Source organism: Agromyces sp. NPDC055520 (genome assembly GCF_053619715.1).
The window spans coordinates 12,761-33,080 of record NZ_JBSHJY010000027.1; the positions used below are offsets into that span (position 1 = coordinate 12,761).

Here is a 20,320-nt window from a genome sequence, read left to right on the forward strand (position 1 = left end):
CGCGCGCACCGTCGCCCATCACACCGCGATGACGATCTTGCCGCGCACCTCTCCCGACTCCAGCATGGCGACCGCGGAAGCCGCCTCCTCGAGCGGGAACACCCGGTCGACGACCGGACGAACCTCGCCGACGTCGATGCGTCGCGCGAGTTCGGCGAGGTCGTCGCCGCTGCGCACCGCCGCGAGCGGCCGGAGCCGCTGCGACACGAACGGCGAGATGACGGATGCCGCGGCCAGTCGCCTCATCGGCCCGAGCACCGTGCCGCCCCGGCCCGACGACAGCACGAGCGTGCCGCGCGGGGTGAGGGAGCGGCGCACGCGACCGAGCGAGTGGTCGGCGACCAGATCGAACACGACGTCGTAGCGGCCGGCGTTCGCGGTGAAGTCCTCGGCGGTGTAGTCGATCACGTGGTCGGCGCCGATCGCCCCTACATGGTCGGCCTTCGCACCGCGGCACACCCCGGTCACCTCGGCGCCGGCCGCCTTCGCGAGCTGCACGGCGAATCCGCCGACCCCGCCCGAGGCTCCGTTGACGAGCACGTGCTGCCCGCCCGCGACGCCCGCGAGGCGCAGGCCCTGCAGGGCCGTCGTGCCCGAGACCACGACGGCGGCGGCATGCACGGCGTCGACCGAAGCCGGCCGAGCTGCGACGAAACGCTCGGGCACCGCGACGAACTCGGCGAAGCCGCCCTGGTCGGACTCCGCGAAGACGGCGTCGCCGACCGCGAACCGCGTGACGGCGGAACCGACCGCGACGACCTCGCCCGCGACATCCCGGCCGATGATCGGCCGCTTCGGCCGCCGGAGGCCGTAGACGAGTCGCACCGCACGGGGTTCGCCGTGCATGAGCAGCACGTCGCCCATGCTGACGGCGACCGCCGCGACGCGGATGAGAACCTCGTCGGCCGCGGGCGTGGGCTCATCGACCTCGGCGAGCGCGAGCTCGTCGGGGCCGCCGTAGCGGTGCTGCACGACCGCCCTCATGCTGCGGCCCGCTTCGGGGACGGTGACGGCGACCATGACGACGAGGATGCCGCCGGCGACACCGCGACCACGACGCTGCCGACCTTGTGCCCGGTGTCGACGCGGCGGTGCGCCTCCGCGATGTCGTCGATGGCGACGATGCGATCGATGACCGGCACGAACTCCCCCGCTTCGATGAGTTCGACGAGCAGGGCGAGGTCCGCCGCCTTGAGCCGGATGTCGCGGAGTCCGGTGAAGGCGATCGCCGCTCTCCGCCCGCGGCTGAACCAGCGCGTGACCGGCCACTGCACCATGATCGCGGCCGACGGCACCGTGGTGAGGTAGATGCCGTGGGGCGTGAGCGCGCGTCGGACCGCGCCGAACGAGCGCTTGCCGACCGCGTCGAAGATCGCGTCGTAGGCGCCGCGCGCGTCGGCGAAGTCCTCGCTCGCGTAGTCGATCACGCGGTCGGCACCGAGCGACGCGACGAGCGGCGCGTTCGCGGTGCTGCACACGCCGACGACCGTCGCGCCGAAGTGCCTCGCGAGCTGCACCGCCGCAGAGCCCACCGTGCCGGATGCCCCGTTGACGAGCACGACTTGCCCGGGGCCCACCTCGGCGAGATCGCGGAGGAAGGGCAGCGCCGTGAGGAACCCGTCGACCGTTGCGACGGCCCCGGCCGCGTCGAGCCCGTCGGGGATGTGCGCGATCGGCGCCTCCTCGGTGATCGTCACCAGCTCGGCGTGCGCACCCATCGCCGGCGCGAGCGTGCCGAACACCCGGTCGCCCGGCGCGAATCGGGTCACGTCGTCGCCCACGCGCTCGACGACGCCAGCGAAGTCGGATCCCAGCACGGGATGCTTCGGTCTCGTGAGTCCGAAGAAGAGGCGCGCGAAGCGCGGGGTGCCGCTGCGCCCGGCGCTGTCGGACGGGCCGACCGTGCTCGATTCGACCCGCACGAGCACCTCGTTCGCGTCGATCACGGGATCGGCGGCCTGCTGCACGTGCACCACCTCGGGCGGGCCGTATCGTTCGTACACTGCGATTCTCATGATGCCGACTCCTCCGCGTCCGTTGCCGCGTCGTGTTCGGGGTACTGGAAGACATCGTCGAGCGGCACCCCGAAGATCCGCGCGAGCTGGAAGGCCATCTCGAGCGAGGGCGAGTACCGCCCCTGCTCGATGGCGATGACGGTCTGCCGGGTCACCCCGAGACGCTTCGCGAGCTCCGCCTGGGTCATTTCGCCGGCCCTGAACCGCAGCGAGCGGATCTCGTTCGTGACCCTCGTGGGCTTCACCATGCCGGCACTCCCCTGCGATAGGCGACGAGCTTCGTGATGCTCGAGACGACGGCCGAGAGCACGAAGCACACGTAGACGGTGTTCGCGATCCAGAAGCCGTCGGCGTCGAGCATCGCGAGCACGAGCGCGCCGAGAGCGCCGATCACGACGAACGAGCTGCCCACTCGCTCGCCCAGGCGGTCGATGTCCTTATCCCGGATGTCGCCACGCGTGCTCTCGCTCGGCGAGACGATCTCGACGAGGATGCGCAGGGCGATCGACGCGACGATCGCGCCGCCGATCACCCAGAGCATGGCCGGCACGTAGTCGATCTGCGCGACGGCGGTGCCGCCGAGCAGCTGGGGCAGCACGAGCGACAGGTAGACCGTGCTCCCGACGACGGCCACCACGAAGTAGACCCACGTGCCCTTCTCCTCGTACGACATGCGCGCCCTCCTAAGTAAACAATTCTTGACATTGCAAGTGTCAAGCAAAGTGGACGTGATGTCAACTATTTTTTACTTCGATGTCCGCCACTGTCACGACGCCTGCTGCAACGCAGGAACAACTGACGGCAGCTCGGCGTGTCGCAGCCGTTGAGCACGCACGATCGGCGTGTCTTCCTGCGTTCGCGTGCGCCTAGTGGCTGCCGCCGTCGACGAACTTGAGGCCGACGACGCAGCCGACGAGCCCGAACAGCAGGGCGATCTTCAGCCACGAGACATCCGTGTCGCCGGTGATCATCGCCCAGATGACGGTGAGCGCCGCGCCGATGCCGACCCACACGGCGTAGGCGGTGCCGGTGGAGATGTCGCGCATCGCCCAGGCGAGGCCGGCCATCGAGAGCGCGAGTGCGCCGAAGAAGACGACCGACGGCCAAAGCTTCGTGAAGCCCTCGGACTTGCCGAGCGCAGTTGCCCAGACGGCTTCGAGCACGCCGGACGCGATGAGGATGACCCAGGCCATGTCGTTCACTCCTATGGCCAGTCTTGTCGCGTTCCGGGTACTGGGTGCCCTCGTCCGGAGGCCGCCGATGGTCGACCTTCCAACAGGATAGCGAGCGGGACTGATCAAGCCCTGTGCACTCAAGCCCCGTGCACTCAGGCCCGGTGCACGAGCGTGAAGTGCTCGACGACGGGGAACGGCTCGTAGAACCCGTGCAGCAGCGCCCGCCAGCGCTCGTACTCGGGCGAGCCGCGGAACCCGGTCTCGTGCGCCTCGACGCTCTGCCACTGCACGAGCAGCAGGTACTCGTTCGGCGTCTCGAGCGAGCGCGAGAGCTGCAGCTCGATGAAGCCCGGCATGCCGGCGATGATCGCCTTCGCCTCGGCGAACGCCGCCTCGAAGCCGGCCTCGCGGCCGGGGATGACGGGCAGCACTGCGTGTTCGAGGATCACCAGCACACCGTAGCGGGTCGGCACCGTGCCGGGCACTCGCCGCCATGCGACATCCGTTGCCTCGCGTTACACGGCCGAGCGGCGCCGGCGGCGGCCCGCAGTAGCGTTGCCGCATGGCAGACCGCGAATACGGCTTCAAGACCCGCGCCATCCACGCGGGCAACATCCCCGATCAGGTGACGGGCGCCCGCGCGCTGCCGATCTACCAGACGAGCGCGTACGTCTTCGACGACACCGCCGACGCCGCGGCCCGCTTCGCCCTGCAGAAGTACGGCAACGTCTACTCGCGCCTTGCCAACCCGACCGTCGCAAGCTTCGAAGAGCGCGTCGCGAGCCTCGAGGGCGGCCTCGGCGCGGTCGCGACCGCGAGCGGCCTGTCGGCGCAGTACATCACCTTCGCGAGCCTCGCTGGCACAGGCGATCACATCGTCGCCTCCGCGAACCTCTACGGCGGTTCGATCACCCAATTGGATGTCACGCTCCGCCGTTTCGGCATCGAGACGACGTTCGTGCAGTCCGCCGACGCCGACGACTACGCCGCCGCGATCACCGATCGCACGAAGGCGCTCTTCGTCGAGACCGTCGCGAACCCCTCGGGCGAGATCGCCGACCTCGAGGCCCTCGCCGACGTCGCGCACGCGCACGGCATCCCCTTCATCGTCGACTCGACCATTCCCACGCCGTACCTGAACCGGCCCATCGAGTGGGGCGCCGACATCGTCACGCACTCGGCCACGAAGTTCCTCGGCGGGCACGGCACGACGCTCGGCGGCGTCGTCGTCGAGTCGGGCCGATTCGACTGGCACTCCGAGAAGTTCCCGCTCTTCGGTCAGCCCGTGCCGAGCTACGGCGGCCTGCAGTGGTCGGGCAACTTCGGCGAGTACGCCTTCCTCACCCGGCTGCGCGCCGAGCAGCTGCGCGACATCGGCCCGGCGCTCGCGCCGCACTCGGCGTTCCTGCTCGCGCAGGGCGTCGAGACGCTGCCCTACCGCATCCAGGCGCATATCGACAACGCCCGTGCCGTCGCCGAGTGGCTCGACGGCGACCCGCGCATCGAGCGCGTGCTCTGGGCGGGCCTGCCCGATCACCCGCACCACGACCGCGCCCTGAAGTACCTGCCGAAGGGCCCCGGCTCGGTGTTCAGCTTCGAGGTGAAGGGCGGTCGCACCGTCGGCCAGGCGCTCATCGAGAACGTCGACCTCGCCTCGCACCTCGCGAACATCGGCGACGCGAAGACGCTCATCATCCACCCCGCCTCGACGACGCACGCGCAGCTGAGCGAACAGCAGCTCGTCGACGCGGGCGTCCTGCCCGGGGTTGTGCGTCTGTCGGTCGGCATCGAGGATGTGGAGGACATCATCGACGACCTCGACCAGGCCCTCACGATCGCGACGGGAGCAGCACGATGAGCACCACGACCGACACGACGAGCACCACTGACACGACGGATGCCGCGGCATCCACTGCCCTCGAAACCGGCGACCTCGAGACCGTGCGCCTCGTCAACGGCCTCTCGTGCGAGCTGCCGGCGAGCTCACCGCTCGCGAAGCTGCTGAAGTCGCAGCGCACCTGGACCGGGCCCGATGCGAAGCAGCGCCTCAAGATCCTGAACGCGGCGAAGTCGGTCGCGATCGTCGGTGCCTCGCCGAAGCCGCAGCGCTCGAGCTTCTTCGTCGGCACCTACCTGCAGCAGTCGAGCGACTACCGGCTCTACTTCGTGAACCCGATGGAGACCGAGATCCTCGGCCAGCCCGCCTACGCGAGCCTCACCGACCTGCCCGAGGTGCCCGACATCGTCGTGGTGTTCCGCCGCGGCTCCGACATCCCGCAGGTGATCGACGAGGTCGTCGCCGCGGGCGCGAAGACGATCTGGGTGCAGCTGGGCATCTGGAACGAGGAGGCCGCCTACTCCGGCGAGGAGCAGGGGCTCACCGTCGTCATGGACCGCTGCATCAAGGTCGAGCACGCCCGCTTCCACGGCGGGCTGCACCTGCTCGGCTTCGACACCGGCCAGATCACGGCGCGCAAGACCGTTCGCTGAGCGACGGGCGCAGCGGCGGGGAACGACCGCTGCGCCCACGTGCTCCGTTCGCCTCAGCGCCGGGCCTTCTGCGCGTAGTTCTCGAGCTTCGTGCCGCTGACGGCGAACTTCACGAGCCGAGCCGGGCCGCCGCTGAACCACGCGCGCATCATCGCGCGGAACATGACGTCCTTCTGCGCCGTGTAGGGGTACCAATTGGGTTCGAGCTTGGTGCCGTCGGAGTCGATCACGACCGACTGCTGGTTCGTGAAGGCGCGGAGCCCGTGCACTCCCTTGTACCGGCCGATGCCCGATTCGCCGACGCCGCCGAACGGCAGGCCGGGCGCGGCCTCGGTGATCATCACGTTGTTGATCGAGACCCCGCCGCAGCGCAGCTGTCGCGCGACCCGTTCGGCGCGAGCGGCGTCGCCGCTCCAGACGCTCGCGGTCAATCCGTAGATCGACGCGTTCGCGCGCGCGACCACCTCTCGCTCGTCGGTGAACCGCAGCACCGGGATCACCGGGCCGAACGTCTCCTCGCTCGCCATGAGCGCGTCGTCGGGCAGGCCGGTGATGACCATCGGCGGAACCAGCCGGAACGGGCGCCCGGCCAATCCGGGCCGGCCCTCGATCACCGCCTTCGGATCCCAGTCGCCTCCGGTCAGCACGCTCGCGCCGCGGTCGATCGCGTCGAGCACGTGCTCGGCGACCGTGCGCACCTGGAAGTCGGTCGTCATGCAGCCGAGGTCGCCGTCGCCGTCGGCGTCGGCCCCCGGAGCGTCGACGAGTCGCAGCGACGACACGTGATCGACGAGTGCCGCGACGAATTCGTCGTGAATCCCCTCCTGCACGAAGAGCCGTTCGACCGAGGTGCACGACTGGCCGCTCGCGGCCAGCGCGCCGAAGCCCGCCCCGGCTGCCGTGCGGGCGATGTTGACGTCGTCGAAGACGATCATCGGGTCCTTCCCGCCGAGCTCGAGCTCGACCGGGATGAGCAGCTCCGACGCCTGGCGCATGATGGCACGCCCCGTTCGGGCTGACCCGGTGAACATGATCTGGTCGGGGCGCTGCGCGATCGCCTCCGCACCGGCCATGCCGTCGCCGTACACGATCTGCACCCAGTTGGGAGCGATGGCCGCCCGCTCGAACAGCGACTCCAGCAGGCCCTCGAGCGGCGTGTGCTCGCTGGGCTTGTAGACCACCGCGTTGCCGGCCGCGAGCGCATACGCGATCGGCACGATCGCCTGGAAGAAGGGGTAGTTCCACGGGGAGATGACGAGCACGACGCCGCGCGGCTGGAACCACACCCGCGACTTCTTGCCCATGAGGGTCATCGGGGTCGGCACCTTCTCGTCGGCGAGCGCCGTCGCGGCGTTCGCCTCGAGCCAGGCGATCGCATCCATCGCGCCGAAGATCTCGGACATGAGGATGTCGGAGCGCGCCTTGCCCGTCTCGGCCTGCACGCGATCGATGATCTCGTCGACGCGCACGTCGATCGCCTTCCGAAGCGCGCGCAGGTGCACCAGCCGCTCGGCGACCGACAACGCTCGGAGCGAGCGCTGTGCGTGGCGTGCCCGCTCGACGACTCCGTCGACGCCGACACCGACACCGACACCGACCTTCTCGTGCGCGGCGCTCATGATCGCTGCTCCGCTGCGCCGATGGTCGTACCGGCGAGGCTCGCCTCGTACGATGCCTCGTCGACGCGTGCGTCGTATCCGATCGCCTCGTGGATCCCCTGCCGCCGGATGTCCGACCAGTACAGCGAATGCACGACGCCCTTGATGCCGATGTTCGCCATGCGCAGCGCCCCGGCGACGGGCTCCGGGGCCCGGCGCCATCCCGTGCTCATGGCGACGACGACGCGGATCGCGAACTTCGGCAGGATCGCGCACATCGTCAGGAGCGCGAGCAGGCCCGATCGATCCCCGTCGTTCATGTACGGGAGCATCCGCGAGATCTCGGGCGCCACGCCCGACCGGGAGAACGACGGCAGCTCGGCGTCTCCCGGGATCACGACGTCGCCGAGTCGGCGCAGCCCGCGGCTCTGGGCGCGGTTCAGCGTGGTCGACACGGGGCGGGTGGTCGACACGAGGCGGGTGGTCTGAACGGTCATCGTCGTACTCATTTCTTCGCTGCCGCGAGGATCGACTCGCCGGCGCGAATCGACAGGGCGGCGATGGTCAAGGCCGGGTTGATGCCCGGCGCGGAGGGGAAGATGCTCGAGTCGGCGGCGTGGATGCGCCGGCTGCCGCGCACCGTGAAGTCGGGGTCGACTACCGATTCGGCCGGGTCGGTTCCGATCGCGAGGCCGCCCATCAGGTGCAGCCCGATGCCGGCATCACCCTCGACCAGGTCGCGAGCACCCATCGAGAGGAAGATGTTCCGGATCGCGGTCGCCCCCGCCTCCCGCCGTCGCAGGTCCTCGGCGCCCAGCCGCTTCTCGACCACGAGCCCGCCCTTGCGGTTCAGGCTGATCCGGCCCGGATTCGTGTCGCGAACGCACACCTCGATGCATCCCAGGTGGTCGTATTCGCGCATGAGCGCCAGGTGCGCGCTGCCGTACCCGGGCATCAGCAGCGCGATCGACGAGGGCCCGGCGAACACGTTCTCGAGCTTGAAGCCCTGCCGGCGGAACCCGGCGTCGGCGGATTTGTAGTTCTGCAACGGACCGGAGTGCGCGCCGACGGGTTCGTCGAAGATGCCGAAGTTCATGTACTGCGGATGCGTGAAGAAGCCGTGGCCGAGCGCGGGCAGCCGGGAGCCGAATCCCGACGCGAGCAGCAGCCGGGAGTTGCCGATCGCCCCCGCTGCGAGCACCAGCCGTTCCGCCGTCCACGTGCGTTCGCGGCGCGCGGTGCCGGGCTTGCCGACGAGGCCGTTCACCAGCACGCGGTCGGGTCGCTCGTCGACCACGCTGACCTCGACGTCGGCCATGAGCGTCGCGCCGTTCGCCTCGGCCTTGGGCAGCGCGGTGACCGCGGTCGACTGCTTGGAGTCGATGCGGCAGCCGAAGAGGCACTCGATGCACGAGTTGCCGTCGTCGAAGCGGCAGTCGGCCTGTGCGCGCTGCAGCGGCGCGTACTCGTAGCCGTTGCGGGTGAAGCCGTCGGCGAAGATCTCGGCGTTGCGGTTGCGACGCTCCTCCTCGACGGTCTGCAGGCTCACGTTGCCCTCGGCGCGGTCGTAGTACGGCGCCATCGCCTCCGCGGTGAAGAACTCGACGCCGCTGCGTGCGCGGAAGTCGTCGAGCGCGATGTCGTCGAATCGGTCCATGAGCGCCTGGTTGACGATCGACCCGCCGCCGACGACCTTCGGGCGCAGGATCGCGAGCGAGGCGTCGGCGTTCAGTTCGACGCCCCCGCCCCAGAACAGCTGCGCCGAACCGTCGACCTCGGTGCGGGGGTAGCTCGTGCGGTCGTAGCGTCCGCCCGCTTCGAGGATGAGGCAGCGCTGTCCGCCGGCGGCGAGGTCGCGGGCGAGGTTCAGGCCCGAGGTGCCGGCTCCGACGATGATCACGTCGTAGCGCTCGGCGACGCCGTCGTGTGCGGGTGCGTCCAAGCCTGCGGTCGCCTTCGGCTGCCGCCCGAGGTCGAGTGCGGATGCGGCGTGCGGTGACATGTGGGCTCCTTCGCTCCGACCCCCGACCCGAAGTGGGTCAATTGACCCACTTCGTTGTGGGACGACTGTCCCACATGGCGCCGCCGAAGGCAAGGGGCAGCGGCGAGTCGCGTGACGCCGGTCGATTCACGGCGCGAGAGCCGGGCGCTCGCAGCAGGCGCGAACCGGCCCAGCGCCGAACGGACACTGTCCGTCGTCACTGGGCCGACTCGATCGCCGGGCGTCCGGCGGGGCTCCTCTCAGCGGGTCAGCGGCCGGGCCACACCGTCTCGTCGAGGTCGGCCAGGGTTCCGGGGCTCAGGTGCTCGGTGTCCTTCTCGGTCAGGTGACCCGGGCCGAACCCGGCCATCGGGCCCGAGACCGGAAGGTTCAACCGCGAACCGGCCAGCGCGACCGTGTACGGGGTCTCCGCGGTGTCGACGGCGACGACACCGTTCCGGCTGCCGCTGATCACGATGCCGAGCTGGTGACCTGCCGGCACGACGACGTCGTTGGCAGCCAGTTCGACGGTGACCGTGTGGTTGCCCGCCCCGTCGAGGCGAGCCCAGCCGCGGGCCAGCACCTGCAGTTCGGTGCTCGCGACGCGCTTGGCGACGTCGAAGTAGCAGGCGTCGTCAGTCGCCGTCGCCGGACCCCAGCAGGTCTCCGTACCGAGCGTCTGCGCACCGTCACCGGAGGCACTGACGCGATCCATCACGCCGTAGTCGACCAGCATGACCGACACCTGCCCGACCGGGGCCGTGTGCGTGACATCGAGGTCGAGGGTGGGCGTGCCCGAGATCCTGAGGTCGTGCTTGATGGTTCCGGTGAGGAACTGCAGGCGGTTGGGATCGTCGCCGATCTTGACCGCGTTGGACTCGCTCAGCGACGTGCGGTTGATGTAACCGGCCGTGGAGCGGTCCTTCTTGCCGAGCATCATCGTGCCGTCGGCGTGCAGGTTCAGCGTCTGGGTGCGGGCAGACGAGATCGGCCAGGTGTCCGACTGCTCCCACTGGTCGGGTCCCGTCTCGACGCTCACGGCGGGCTCCCGGTCGATGCCGTTGTCGATGTCCATGAGCTCGTGGTCGAACCACCGGTGCAGGGTCTCGACCCACAGCGCGCGCTCGGAGTCGAAGGGGTCGACGTGCCCGAGACGGGTGAGCCACATCTTGCGGTCGACGCCCTGCTCGCCGAGGTCCTCCCACCACTTCGAGGCGTTCATCGTCTTGACGTTGGTGTCCTGCAGCCCGTGCACGACGAACACGCTGGCCGTGACCTTCGACACGTCGTACGAGGAGCCCTCGCGGTAGTCGCGCTCAGCCCAGAAGTCGGTGTACGCCCCCGTCTCGTCGCCGTCGTTGGCATTCATCCAGTTCAGCCGCGCCGAGCAGTCCGTCGCGATGGTCCGGTTGGAGGCGATCGACCGCGACAGGCTGCTCGGGTAGTTGAAGGACTTCACCGCGCCCTGCCAGCGGTTGTAGTCGTACCACGAGCTGATGGCGCTGATCGGCACGATCGTCTCCAGGCCCTCGACCCCGGTGGCCGCGACCCCGTTGGCCAGGGTCCCGTCGTAGGACTTGCCGATCATGCCGGTCTTGCCGTTGCTCCAGTCGGCGTCGACGACCGCGCCGTCGGCGTCGCGTGCGACTCCCGTGCCGTTCAGCCATTCGACGACGGCCTTGACCGACTCGATGTCGGAACGGCCGCCCTCATCCGTGCACCCGGTCGAACGGGCGGTGCCCGCCATGTCGACGGCGACGAACGCATAGCCGCGGGGAACGAAGTAGTTGTCGTAGTAGAGCGGGAACTTGACGAGGTCGCCGTCGGCGTCGTAGACCTTGCGCTCGGCCTCATTGCCCCGTCCGGAGCTCAGGTAGTACGGGCTCGCGTCCATGATGATCGGAACGCGGGCGTTGCCGTCGAGTTCGCGGGGGCGGATGATGTCGGTGGCGATCCGCTCGCCGACACCGTCGTCGTCGAGGTCGGGGGCGGTGACCCACACCGTCTCCCGGATCGCGTCGGCGTAGTCGTAGATCGGGGCGGTGACGTCGCCCACGAGTGTGACCGGCGGATTGTCGGTCGTCACCGCGCCGGCCGGCGCCGCCGCCGCACCGAGTGCCAGCGGCGCCGCGATGGCCACCGAGCCCGCGATCGCGAGAATTCTGGATTTCACAATGAGGTCCTTCCGTCGTGGGACGAGACTGTCCCATTTGGCGTTCTGGGCACTTCCATCGGGAGCGGCGGGAACGTCTGACGTCGACGTTCTTCGAGATCGGTGCTGACGTGCATACCGAGACCCCGACCACTCCGGTGATTTCCGGGATGTCATGTGGCAACCTACGGGGCTCGAACAGGATTGGTCAACAATCTCGATCGATCGGCCGGGTCCTATCCCGCCCGTCGCACGGCCCGCTCGCGGTCTCACAGCCGCTCGAGCGCGCGGATGAGCGCGGCCCGATCGACGCCTGCATACGCGAGGGCGCGGGGTACGGTGCCGAGGTCCGCGCGAAGGATTCCCACGAGCGCGTCGGCGACGGCGAGGCGCTCGCGCTCGGCCTCGACGCTCGACGCGCCGCGGTCGATCGCCTCGTCGATCGAGTCGATGACGACCACAGGGCCACCGACCTCGAATTGGCCGTTGCCCGGCGCCCGACCCCGCGATTCGATCGAACGATGCACGATGACTTCGAGTTCTCCGCCGACCCCGCCCGCCTCGACCTCGATCGGGTGCACGTCTGGCTCGCCGACGAGTCGTATTGGGCCATGGGCCGCTCGCGAGCCGCGCTCGAGGCAGCGGTCGCCGCTTCGCGCAACTACGGCATCTACGACGCCGAGAGCGGTGCGCAGCTCGCCTACGCCCGGGTCATCACCGACGGCGTCACCTTCGCCTGGCTGTGCGACGTGTTCGTGGATGCCGCGGCGAGAGGCCGCGGCATCGGCGTGGCGCTCATCGAGCAGATCATGGCCTCGCTCGAGCCGTTGGGGCTCCGGCGCATCGGCCTCACGACCGCCGACGCGCACGGACTCTATGAACGGTTCGGATTCCGCCCGCTCGATCGACCGGAGCAGTGGATGGCCCGGATGAGCACGATCACCGTCGAGTGACAGCTGCAACGCGACGGCTCAGGCCGCACCCGACTCGCGCTCGGCATCGCCCTCGCGGCCGACGACCGACCCTGCGTCACGCCCGTAGGCGATCATGAGGAAGGTCGTGCCGTCGGGGCGTTCGAACGTGAATTCGCGCTCGTGCAGGCGCTCGAAGCCGAGGCGGTCGTAGAGCCGCTGCGCCGCGAGCATGTCGGGCCCGGTGTTCAGCACGACGCGGTCGAGGCCGCGAATGCGCGCGAGCCGGAGCACGTGCGCGACGAGCACCTCGCCGACGCCGCGGCGTCGGGCGTGCGCCGCGACCCCGAGGAACCGGAAGTCGAGCTCACCGTCTCGCGCGAGCGGCGAGATCGTCGCGCCCGCCACGGGGGTCGAGACCGTGCCGAGCAGCTCGCCGGTCGCGGCATCCGTCGCCACCCAGACCTGGTGATCACGTGCGCGCTCGGCGACCGCGACGATGTCGGCGCGATACGCGTCGCTCAACTCGACGTCGTTCGCGTAGGCGGCTTCGGCGAGCGCGGCGACCGACCCGGCCTCGTCGGGGCGCATGAGTCGCACCCGGATGTCCGCCCGCTCCTGCAACCCGAATCGATACGCGAACACCCGCACCTCGCCGAACTCCTCATCGCGCTCGGGCAGCCGTTCGAACCCGAGACGCGCGTAGAGCCATTGCGCGCGCAGATTGCGCGCACCGGTGTCGAGCAGCAGCGCGCCGGCACCCCAGCCGAGCGCGGTCTCCAGGCTCGCCCGCATCAGGGCCTCGCCCATGCCCGCGCCTTGGGCCGCCGGGTCGACGGCGACGAGCCGCACCTCGGCCTCGTCGCCGATCGCCACGCGCGAGTACGGCGTGCCGGCCCGCAGCACGCTCGACGTGCCGAGCAGCCGGTCGCCGGCGCCGAGGCCGTCGGCGTCGTCGAGGGCGGCCGCGTCAGGGCGACGGGCGACGGCGACGAGCACGGCACCGGATGCCGCGCGCCCCGACACATCCCGTTGGAACTCGAGCCGCTCGGCGCTCACGGGCAGATGCCCGTACGGGCCGGCGGCGAACGCGGCGACGATGAGGGCGGGTTCGGCGGCGACGTCGGCGTCGCGGATCGGGCGAATGGTGAACGGGGCGCTGTCGGTCTGCATCGCCTTCCAGCCTATGGGCGGACGACGAGGCGGGCCCCGCCGTTGCGGCGGAGCCCGTCTCGTCCGGTGAGGCCGAGCGCGCGGCTCGGCCTCACGTTCTCGGCGTCAGGAGGCGAGTCCCTCCTGCCACTCGATGAGGTCGCCGATCTTCGCGATGAGCACGTCGTCCTGGACCCCGTTCGCCTTGGCTTCGGCCTGCCGCAGCGCCTTGAGCGCCGCGGCGTGGTCGCCGGCGTCGGCGCTGAGCTCTGCGCTGTCGAGCAACGCGGCCAGATCGCCGGTGAGGTGCATGTTCTTCTGCGAGACGGTCGCGAGGCCGTCGAGGATCCCATCGACCTCGCCGAAGGTCACGCAGTCTCCGCCGCCCGTCGTGAGGCCGGCCGTCCACTCGATGCCGCCGAGCACGTGGCTCAGGAACAGCGGGTCGGACCACGAGACATCCGTGTGGCCGGCCCCCTCGTACCAGGAGCGACCGCCCTCGAAGTTCTGGCACCAGGCGATCGGGTGATCCTCGCCCATCGAGCCGCCCTTGTAGGTCGACTCGTCGAGCGTGATCAAGACGTGCACGTCGTCACGAGGGTTCGTCGTGAAGTTGTACCACTCGTCGAATCGGATCCACTCGGTCGGCAGCATCGCGGTCGAAGGATGCGTCGGGCTCTCGACCCGCATCGTCGCGGTCTGCTGCGCGGGGTGGTTGCGGAAGCGGGCGCTGCCACCGGTGAGCTCGCTGTACCAGGGCACCGCGTGCATCGTGTCCGTGGCGGCGTGCAACCCGACGTAGCCGCCGCCACCGCGGATGTACTGCTGGAACGCGGCCAGTTCGGTGTCGTTCAGCAGGCGCGGCCGGGCGGGATCCATGTTGTTGGTTCCGTCGACGGGCGAGGCGAAGATGATCGTCGCGTACTTCGACAGATCGGCCGCCGTGGTGAACGGGCTGCTCTCGAGCGTGAGGGTCGGCTGCGCCGGATCCCACACGTCGACCTCGAAGCCGTTCTCCTCCCCGAGCTGGATGACCGCACGGGTGGTGTCATCGATGTGCGAGTGGCGGAAGCCGAGGGTCTTCCCGACGACGAGCACGTCGTAGTCGGCGTCGTCGGCCTGCGCCGGGGCGGCGGTGAGCCCGACAGTGAGCATGAGGCCGATGGCAGAGGCCCCGGTGATCACGCGTTGCATGCGTTGGTTCATTGGTCGTTTCTCCTCTTCGAGCTGGACCGATCCTGAGCACCTGATTGAGGTGAGTGAATATGTTGTTACTCTCCACATATCCACCGCGGTCTAGGCTACGCAAGACGCCGCCGGTTGTCAACGCATGGCGGCATCAGCTGAACGCGGGGCGTGCGCTCTCGAGCCGTCATGGGGTGCTTTTTGCTTTTCATACGCGAAATCCACGCGAGGTTCTCCGTCGCCGACCGAGCATGCCGACGCGGTTAGGCTCGACTGCGTGCCGCCGACCACGACCGATGCGCCCCGGGTCGCCCTGCTCGGGCCGGTGCTCGTGGCGGGCCGGGACGGCACGCTCGTCGAACCGCCCGGCACCCTCGCGAAGACGCTGATCGCGCTGCTCGCCGAGGCCGCCGACCAGCCCGGACGGCACGGAGTGAGCACGAACGCGATCGTGGCCGAGTTGTGGGGCGAGGCTCCGCCGCGCAACCCGCGCGCCGCTCTGCAGACCCTCGTCTCGCGTGCCCGCGGCGCCACCGCCGAGGGCCTCATCGTCTCGACGACGAGCGGGTACGCACTCGCCGACGACGATCGGCCGAGCGACCTCGCCCTGGCACGGTCGCTCGCCGCCGACGCCCGGTCGCTCCTCGAGCACGACCCGACCGGGGCCGCGAACGCGGTCGAGCTCGCCCTCGCGCTGTGGCGCGGCGAGCCCGGTGCCGACCTCGGCGACGCGTCGATCGCGACGGAGCTCGCGGAGGCCGCTGCAGCCCTCAGCGACGAACTGCACGAGGTGCGGGCCCGTGCGCGCCTCGCGACCGGCGACCCCGGGGGCGCCGTCGACGATGCGGGCCGTCTCGCCACGATTCATCCGCTGAACGAACGAGTGCAGCTCCTCCTGCTGCAGGCCCTGGCCGATGACGGGCGCCGTCAGGAGGCGCTCGAGGCCTTCGCACGATTCCGCACGCGCCTCCGCGACGAGCTCGGCGCCTCGCCCGGCGCCGAACTCGTCGCCCTCAACACCCGGCTGCTCGACGATGAGCCGAGACCCGCGAGCCGCGTGCGTCTCGGCCTCCGCGCCGAACCCAACCAACTGCTCGGCCGCGAGCACGACGTGGCGGCGATCTCGGCGCTGCTCGAGTCGGCGCGCCTGGTGACCGTGCTCGGCGCCGGCGGGCTCGGCAAGACCCGGCTCGCCCAGACGGTCGCCGCCCGCGCCGACGACCCCGTGGTGGTGGTGGTCGAGCTCGCGAGCATCCGCAGCGATGACGACGTCACGCTCGCGCTCGCCTCGACGCTCGGCATCGGCGAGCCCTCGGTGAGCACCCGCCTCGCGGATGCGGCGCCCCGACTCGACCTCGCGACCCGCGTCGTCCAGCAGCTCGCCGAGGTGCCGACCCTGCTGGTGCTCGACAACTGCGAGCACGTCATCGACGGAGCGGCCCGCTGGACCGCGACGCTCCTCGCCTCCGCTCCGCAGCTCCGCGTGCTCGCCACCAGCCGCAGCCCGCTCGCGATCACCGCAGAGCGCGTCTATCCGCTCGGCGCCCTCCAGACGGTGAATCCCGACGGGGCGCCGGGTGCCGCGGTGCAGTTGTTCCTCGACCGGGCGACCTCGGCGCGACCGGGGGTTTCACTCCCCCGCGATGCCGTCGAGCGGCTCTGCAGGCACCTCGACGGCCTCCCGCTCGCCATCGAGCTCGCGGCGGCGCGGGTGCGGTCGATGTCGGTCGAGCAGATCGAGGCACGCCTCGAACATCGCTTCGCCTTGCTCGTCTCAGGTGACCGTGCTGCGCCCGAACGGCACCGCACGCTGCAAGCGGTCATCGAATGGAGCTGGCGTCTGCTCGAACCGGCCGAACAGCGCGCACTCGCGCGGCTCTCGCTCTTCGTCGACGGGTTCGGCCTCGACGCCGCGACCCGAATGATCGGCGATGACGCCGCCGTCGCCGCGCCCGACCCCGCCGACCGCGTCGTCGATGCGCTCGTCGCGCAGTCGCTGCTCGCCGTGACCGAGCCGCCCGGTTCGACCGCCCCGCGCTATCGCATGCTCGAGACCGTGCGGGAGTTCGGCCAGCTCGAGCTCGATGCCGCCGGCGACGCCGACGACGCGCGCCGCGCGATGTTCGAGTGGGCCGTGGAGTTCGCACTCGACGGGATCGACCGCACCGCCGACCACCGCCAGATCGAGATGCTGCACGGCGTCGCGCTCGAGCAGGACAATCTGGTGTCGATCCTCCGGGCCGCGATCGCCGAGCGCGACGCGCGCGTGGCGCTCGGCGTCTTCGCTGTGCTCGCCTACTCGTGGTCGGTGCGCGGCAATCACGACGAAGTGCTGTCGTTCATCGGCGACGTGCTGGCGGCGAGCACCGGCTACACGCCCCGACCCCGATTCATCCAACTCATCGCGACCGCCTATTTCACGATGGCGGCGACCGCGCTCGTCGCCGAACACCGACAGGGGCTGGTGGCGCTCTCGCGCCTGCGCCGAATCATCCGTTCGGGGGCGACGCTCGCGCCGTGGCAGCACGGCGCCGCGGAGTTCCTCCTTGCGCTCTCGAATCTCGACGACGCCCGCTCGGCGCTCGAACGCATGACCGCATCCGGCGACGTCACCGAGGCGCTGCTCGGCGGCATCCTCTCGGCCCAGGTCGCCGAGAACGAGGGCGAGCTCGATCGCGCCGCGTCGGCCGCCCGTCGCGCCTTCGAACTCTCGGAGCGCACCGGCGAGGGCTGGGTCGGCGCCATGGCGGCGATGACGCTCGCTCAACTCGCCAGCCAGACTGCGCAGCCCTCGGAGGCGCTGCGCTGGAGCGAGGAGGCGGCGCGCCGCCTGCGGTGGTTCGGCGCGGCCCCCGACCTGCTGCAGCTCGAGTGGATCGAGGCGGTGGCGTTGCTCTCCCTCGGTCGGCTCGATGAGGCGGGGCAGCGTTTCGAGCTGATGGGCCACGGCGATCGCACCGGCGACGACCGATTCGACCTCGTCGCGATCGGCGAGCTCGGGCTCTCCGAGGTGGCGCGCGCCCGCGGCGACGTTGCGGGAGCCGTCGAGCACACCGCCGGCGCGCTCGACCGGTACACCCTGCCCGGCCGCCGGGCGTCGCCCTGGTACATCCTGTCGCTCGCGGCGTTCGTCGCCTCCGGAGTCGACGACGGCCGTGACGAGCACGAGGTCTCCGGCCTGGCACGGCAGCTGCGTGCACGCACGCTCGCCACCCACCGGGCCAGGCCGGGCTACATCGACAAGCCCGTGCTCGGCACCGCACTCGTCGGCTGGTCGAGCTGGGCGGCGACGATGCCCGAGCTCGAAGACCGGGCGCTCGAACTGCTCGCCCTCGCCGAACGCCTCTCGCCCCGGCAAGACCTGCCGTTGCTCGTACTGACGGCGCGCATCGATGCCGCCGCGCGCCGGCTCGGTGCCGCACGTGTGCGCGAGGCCCGGTCGGCTGCGGCATCCGTCACTCCGAATGCTGCGGCCGACCGGGCCTTCGAGCTCCTCTCGGAGCGGCTCCCGTAGCCGACACGGCCGCGCGTTGCACCCGCGAACCGGCTATGCCTTGCGCATGTACGCCCGCACCGTGAGCGGCGCGAAGACCGCGACGATCACGACGGCGCCGAGCAGTGAGACCGCCGCATCGGGCCCCCACGTGCCGCTGTTCACGAGGTCGCGCACGGCGGTCACGAGGTGCGAGACGGGGTTGATGTCGACGAACCACTGCAGCCAGTCGGGCATGGTGTCGGCCGGCACGAACGCGTTCGAGAGGAATGTCAGGGGAAACAGCACGATCATCGAGATCCCCTGCACGCTCGACGCCGTGCGCGCGATCACGCCGAAGAAGGCGAAGATCCAGCTGATGGCCCACGAGCAGGCGATCACGAGCAGCCCGGCCGCCACGACCGACCATGGGCCGCCCTCGGGCCGGAACCCCATGACATAGCCCATGGCGAAGGTCAGGGTGGTCGCGATGCCGTAGCGCACGGTGTCGGCGAGCAGGGCGCCCGACAGCGGGGCGATCCGCGCGATCGGCAGCGAGCGGAAGCGGTCGAACACGCCCTTGTCCATGTCCTCGCGCAATTGCACGCCGGTGACGACCGACGTCGTGATGACGGTCTGCACGAGGATGCCCGGGATGATGATCGGCAGGTAGTTCGCGACGTCGCCCGCGATCGCCCCGCCGAAGATGTACGTGAACATCAGTGTGAAGAGGATCGGCTGCACCGTCACGTCGACGAGCTGCTCGGGGGTGCGCTTGATCTTCAGCAGTCCGCGGTACGCCATGGTGAGCGTGTGCGAGACGATCTCGGCGAAGGTCACGCGGTTCTTCAGTTCTCGGGCATTGCCCGGAACGATGGCGGCGCGCGCGGGGGGCGCGGCGGGCGCATCGGTCATGGTGGTCATGCGCGAATTCCCTTCTCGCTGTCGGCTGATTCGGTGCCGGCCGACTCGGTGCCGGCCGACTCGGTGCCGGCCGATTCACTGTCGATCGATTCGATATCGGATGCCTCGTCGCCGCCGTCGGCACGCTCGGTGCCGTGACCCGTGATGGCCAGGAACACCTCGTCGAGCGTCGGCTTGGCGACGCTGAGCTCGGCGAGGTGCACGCCCTCGTCGCGAAGGGTCACGAGCAGTTCGGCGACGCGATCGGGATCGTGCATGGGCGCGGTGAGACGGCCGGCCTCGGGTGAGCTCGTCGAAACGACGCCGAGCACGCGTTCGATCGCGAGGCGTGCGTCGGCGAGGTCGCCCGGGTCGGCGAGGCGCAGTTCGAGGCTCGACTCCCCGACCGAGGCCTTGAGCTCGTCCGCGGTGCCCTCGGCGACGACACGCCCCCGGTCGATGACGGCGATGCGGTCGGCGAGCTGGTCGGCCTCGTCGAGGTACTGGGTCGTGAGCAGCACCGTCGAACCGGTCGCGACGAGGCGACGGATCGTCACCCACATCTGCGCCCTGGTGCGCGGATCGAGTCCGGTCGTCGGCTCGTCGAGGAAGATCAGGGGCGGCTGGGCGATGAGGCTCGCGGCGAGGTCGAGTCGGCGTCGCATGCCGCCGGAGAAGTTCTTGAGCGGCCGTCGTGCGGCTTCCGTCAGGCCGAACTCCTCGAGCAGCTCCGTCGCCTTGCGGCGGGCGGCCGCGCCCCTGAAACCCTGCAGGCGAGCGAAGAGGTAGAGGTTCTCGGTGGCCGAGAGCGTCTCGTCGACCGAGGCGTACTGACCGGTCACGCCGATGAGCTGACGCACGACCTGCGCTTTGCGCACGACATCGTGGCCGAACACCTGCGCCCGACCGGCGTCGGGTCGCAGCAGGGTGGCGAGCATCGAGATGGTGGTGGTCTTGCCCGCACCGTTCGGGCCCAGCACGCCGTAGACCGAGCCGGTCGCGACCCGCAGGTCGACGCCGTCGACGGCGCGGTTCGTGCCGAACGCCTTCACGAGACCCTCGGCCTCGACGGCCCAGTCCGTTCCGCTTCCGAGCGCGGTCTGCGTCTGTGCCCTGGTATGTGTCTGTGCGACGGGATATGTGATCATGAGCCCATCGTGCGAGGCGGCGCTTGCACGACGCTCACGCGGCGCTCACGCGGCGCTCTCAGCGCGGAGCGGGCAGACGCTCTGTTCCGGCGGCGCTGCGTCGGCACCACCGGAAGCGCGCTGAACGGGCGTGCCGAA

19 protein-coding genes and 1 riboswitch are annotated in these 20,320 nt (G+C 70.3%); of the genes, 4 read left to right on the top strand and 15 right to left on the bottom strand.

What is annotated here, in order from left to right:
- Nucleotides 1-18: 18 nt before the first annotated feature.
- The 6 genes from ACWGST_RS11680 to ACWGST_RS11705 form a co-directional block, all read right to left on the bottom strand.
- Complete coding sequence (locus ACWGST_RS11680) at nt 19-1,020, bottom strand: NAD(P)-dependent alcohol dehydrogenase (RefSeq protein ID WP_452046835.1); 1,002 nt, start codon at nt 1,018-1,020, stop codon at nt 19-21.
- On the bottom strand, nt 981-2,015 hold the full coding sequence (locus tag ACWGST_RS11685; protein ID WP_452046836.1) for an NAD(P)-dependent alcohol dehydrogenase: 1,035 nt from the start codon (nt 2,013-2,015) through the stop codon (nt 981-983). Before ACWGST_RS11685 ends, ACWGST_RS11680 begins: the two co-directional genes overlap by 40 nt.
- Nucleotides 2,012-2,263, bottom strand: a complete 252-nt coding sequence (locus tag ACWGST_RS11690; RefSeq protein ID WP_376924809.1) for a helix-turn-helix transcriptional regulator — start codon at nt 2,261-2,263, stop codon at nt 2,012-2,014. Before ACWGST_RS11690 ends, ACWGST_RS11685 begins: the two co-directional genes overlap by 4 nt.
- Complete coding sequence (locus tag ACWGST_RS11695) at nt 2,257-2,688, bottom strand: hypothetical protein (RefSeq protein ID WP_452046837.1); 432 nt, start codon at nt 2,686-2,688, stop codon at nt 2,257-2,259. Before ACWGST_RS11695 ends, ACWGST_RS11690 begins: the two co-directional genes overlap by 7 nt.
- A gap of 193 nt (nt 2,689-2,881) precedes the next feature.
- Nucleotides 2,882-3,208: a DMT family transporter gene (locus ACWGST_RS11700; protein WP_452046838.1), complete on the bottom strand. Its 327-nt coding sequence runs from the start codon at nt 3,206-3,208 to the stop codon at nt 2,882-2,884.
- 13 nt (nt 3,209-3,221) lie between these two features.
- A riboswitch (guanidine-III (ykkC-III) riboswitch) is annotated at nt 3,222-3,289 on the bottom strand.
- Between the two features lie 53 nt (nt 3,290-3,342).
- Nucleotides 3,343-3,639, bottom strand: a complete 297-nt coding sequence (locus ACWGST_RS11705; RefSeq protein ID WP_452046839.1) for an antibiotic biosynthesis monooxygenase family protein — start codon at nt 3,637-3,639, stop codon at nt 3,343-3,345.
- Nucleotides 3,640-3,752: 113 nt separating this feature from the next.
- On the opposite strand from ACWGST_RS11705, the gene ACWGST_RS11710 reads away from it, so the two are divergent.
- Both ACWGST_RS11710 and ACWGST_RS11715 read left to right on the top strand, forming a co-directional pair.
- Nucleotides 3,753-5,048: an O-acetylhomoserine aminocarboxypropyltransferase/cysteine synthase family protein gene (locus tag ACWGST_RS11710; RefSeq protein WP_452046840.1), complete on the top strand. Its 1,296-nt coding sequence runs from the start codon at nt 3,753-3,755 to the stop codon at nt 5,046-5,048.
- Nucleotides 5,049-5,188: 140 nt separating this feature from the next.
- Nucleotides 5,189-5,680, top strand: coding sequence for a CoA-binding protein (locus ACWGST_RS11715; protein WP_452046862.1), 492 nt, complete (start codon nt 5,189-5,191; stop codon nt 5,678-5,680).
- A 53-nt stretch (nt 5,681-5,733) separates the two neighbouring features.
- Here ACWGST_RS11715 and ACWGST_RS11720 read toward each other — a convergent pair whose 3' ends face one another.
- The 5 genes from ACWGST_RS11720 to ACWGST_RS11740 all read right to left on the bottom strand — a co-directional run bounded on the left by ACWGST_RS11720 (nt 5,734) and on the right by ACWGST_RS11740 (nt 11,872).
- Nucleotides 5,734-7,299, bottom strand: coding sequence for an aldehyde dehydrogenase family protein (locus ACWGST_RS11720; RefSeq protein ID WP_452046841.1), 1,566 nt, complete (start codon nt 7,297-7,299; stop codon nt 5,734-5,736).
- A complete protein-coding gene (locus ACWGST_RS11725) occupies nt 7,296-7,775 on the bottom strand; it encodes a hypothetical protein (protein ID WP_452046842.1) in 480 nt (159 codons plus the stop codon). Before ACWGST_RS11725 ends, ACWGST_RS11720 begins: the two co-directional genes overlap by 4 nt.
- Nucleotides 7,776-7,783: 8 nt before the next feature.
- Nucleotides 7,784-9,280 (bottom strand): FAD-dependent oxidoreductase, encoded by a 1,497-nt coding sequence (locus ACWGST_RS11730; protein WP_452046843.1) that lies wholly within the window; start codon nt 9,278-9,280, stop codon nt 7,784-7,786.
- Between the two features lie 247 nt (nt 9,281-9,527).
- Nucleotides 9,528-11,432, bottom strand: a complete 1,905-nt coding sequence (locus ACWGST_RS11735; RefSeq protein ID WP_452046844.1) for a CocE/NonD family hydrolase — start codon at nt 11,430-11,432, stop codon at nt 9,528-9,530.
- A 248-nt stretch (nt 11,433-11,680) separates the two neighbouring features.
- Nucleotides 11,681-11,872: a hypothetical protein gene (locus tag ACWGST_RS11740; protein WP_452046845.1), complete on the bottom strand. Its 192-nt coding sequence runs from the start codon at nt 11,870-11,872 to the stop codon at nt 11,681-11,683.
- A 60-nt stretch (nt 11,873-11,932) separates the two neighbouring features.
- Here ACWGST_RS11740 and ACWGST_RS11745 point away from each other — a divergent pair, with 60 nt between their 5' ends.
- Complete coding sequence (locus ACWGST_RS11745; protein WP_452046846.1) at nt 11,933-12,364, top strand: GNAT family N-acetyltransferase; 432 nt, start codon at nt 11,933-11,935, stop codon at nt 12,362-12,364.
- Between the two features lie 18 nt (nt 12,365-12,382).
- On the opposite strand, the gene ACWGST_RS11750 is transcribed toward ACWGST_RS11745, so the two are convergent.
- Entirely contained in the window at nt 12,383-13,495 is a 1,113-nt protein-coding gene (locus ACWGST_RS11750) for a GNAT family N-acetyltransferase (protein ID WP_452046847.1), read from the bottom strand.
- A gap of 105 nt (nt 13,496-13,600) precedes the next feature.
- Nucleotides 13,601-14,680, bottom strand: a complete 1,080-nt coding sequence (locus ACWGST_RS11755; protein WP_452046848.1) for a ThuA domain-containing protein — start codon at nt 14,678-14,680, stop codon at nt 13,601-13,603.
- 256 nt (nt 14,681-14,936) lie between these two features.
- On the opposite strand from ACWGST_RS11755, the gene ACWGST_RS11760 reads away from it, so the two are divergent.
- Nucleotides 14,937-18,173, top strand: coding sequence for an ATP-binding protein (locus ACWGST_RS11760; protein ID WP_452046849.1), 3,237 nt, complete (start codon nt 14,937-14,939; stop codon nt 18,171-18,173).
- A gap of 33 nt (nt 18,174-18,206) precedes the next feature.
- On the opposite strand, the gene ACWGST_RS11765 is transcribed toward ACWGST_RS11760, so the two are convergent.
- Together ACWGST_RS11765 and ACWGST_RS11770 are read right to left on the bottom strand one after the other, a co-directional pair.
- Entirely contained in the window at nt 18,207-19,055 is an 849-nt protein-coding gene (locus ACWGST_RS11765; protein WP_452046850.1) for an ABC transporter permease, read from the bottom strand.
- Nucleotides 19,052-20,086 carry an ATP-binding cassette domain-containing protein gene (locus tag ACWGST_RS11770; protein ID WP_452046863.1) on the bottom strand — a complete coding sequence of 345 codons (1,035 nt, stop codon included), beginning with the start codon at nt 20,084-20,086 and terminating at the stop codon, nt 19,052-19,054. The genes ACWGST_RS11765 and ACWGST_RS11770 overlap by 4 nt, the downstream gene beginning before the upstream one ends.
- Nucleotides 20,087-20,320: the final 234 nt, after the last annotated feature.

Bases quoted from the DNA above. Each gene is read 5' to 3' on its own strand.
- ACWGST_RS11720 (WP_452046841.1), bottom strand. From the start codon at position 7,299: ATGAGCGCCGCGCACGAGAAGGTCGGTGTCGGTGTCGGTGTCGGCGTC.
- ACWGST_RS11710 (WP_452046840.1), top strand. From the start codon at position 3,753: ATGGCAGACCGCGAATACGGCTTCAAGACCCGCGCCATCCACGCGGGC.
- ACWGST_RS11750 (WP_452046847.1), bottom strand. From the start codon at position 13,495: ATGCAGACCGACAGCGCCCCGTTCACCATTCGCCCGATCCGCGACGCC.
- ACWGST_RS11695 (WP_452046837.1), bottom strand. From the start codon at position 2,688: ATGTCGTACGAGGAGAAGGGCACGTGGGTCTACTTCGTGGTGGCCGTC.
- ACWGST_RS11765 (WP_452046850.1), bottom strand. From the start codon at position 19,055: ATGACCACCATGACCGATGCGCCCGCCGCGCCCCCCGCGCGCGCCGCC.
- ACWGST_RS11745 (WP_452046846.1), top strand. From the start codon at position 11,933: ATGCACGATGACTTCGAGTTCTCCGCCGACCCCGCCCGCCTCGACCTC.
- ACWGST_RS11730 (WP_452046843.1), bottom strand. From the start codon at position 9,280: ATGTCACCGCACGCCGCATCCGCACTCGACCTCGGGCGGCAGCCGAAG.
- ACWGST_RS11725 (WP_452046842.1), bottom strand. From the start codon at position 7,775: ATGACCGTTCAGACCACCCGCCTCGTGTCGACCACCCGCCCCGTGTCG.
- ACWGST_RS11690 (WP_376924809.1), bottom strand. From the start codon at position 2,263: ATGGTGAAGCCCACGAGGGTCACGAACGAGATCCGCTCGCTGCGGTTC.
- ACWGST_RS11680 (WP_452046835.1), bottom strand. From the start codon at position 1,020: ATGGTCGCCGTCACCGTCCCCGAAGCGGGCCGCAGCATGAGGGCGGTC.
- ACWGST_RS11755 (WP_452046848.1), bottom strand. From the start codon at position 14,680: ATGAACCAACGCATGCAACGCGTGATCACCGGGGCCTCTGCCATCGGC.
- ACWGST_RS11685 (WP_452046836.1), bottom strand. From the start codon at position 2,015: ATGAGAATCGCAGTGTACGAACGATACGGCCCGCCCGAGGTGGTGCAC.
- ACWGST_RS11700 (WP_452046838.1), bottom strand. From the start codon at position 3,208: ATGGCCTGGGTCATCCTCATCGCGTCCGGCGTGCTCGAAGCCGTCTGG.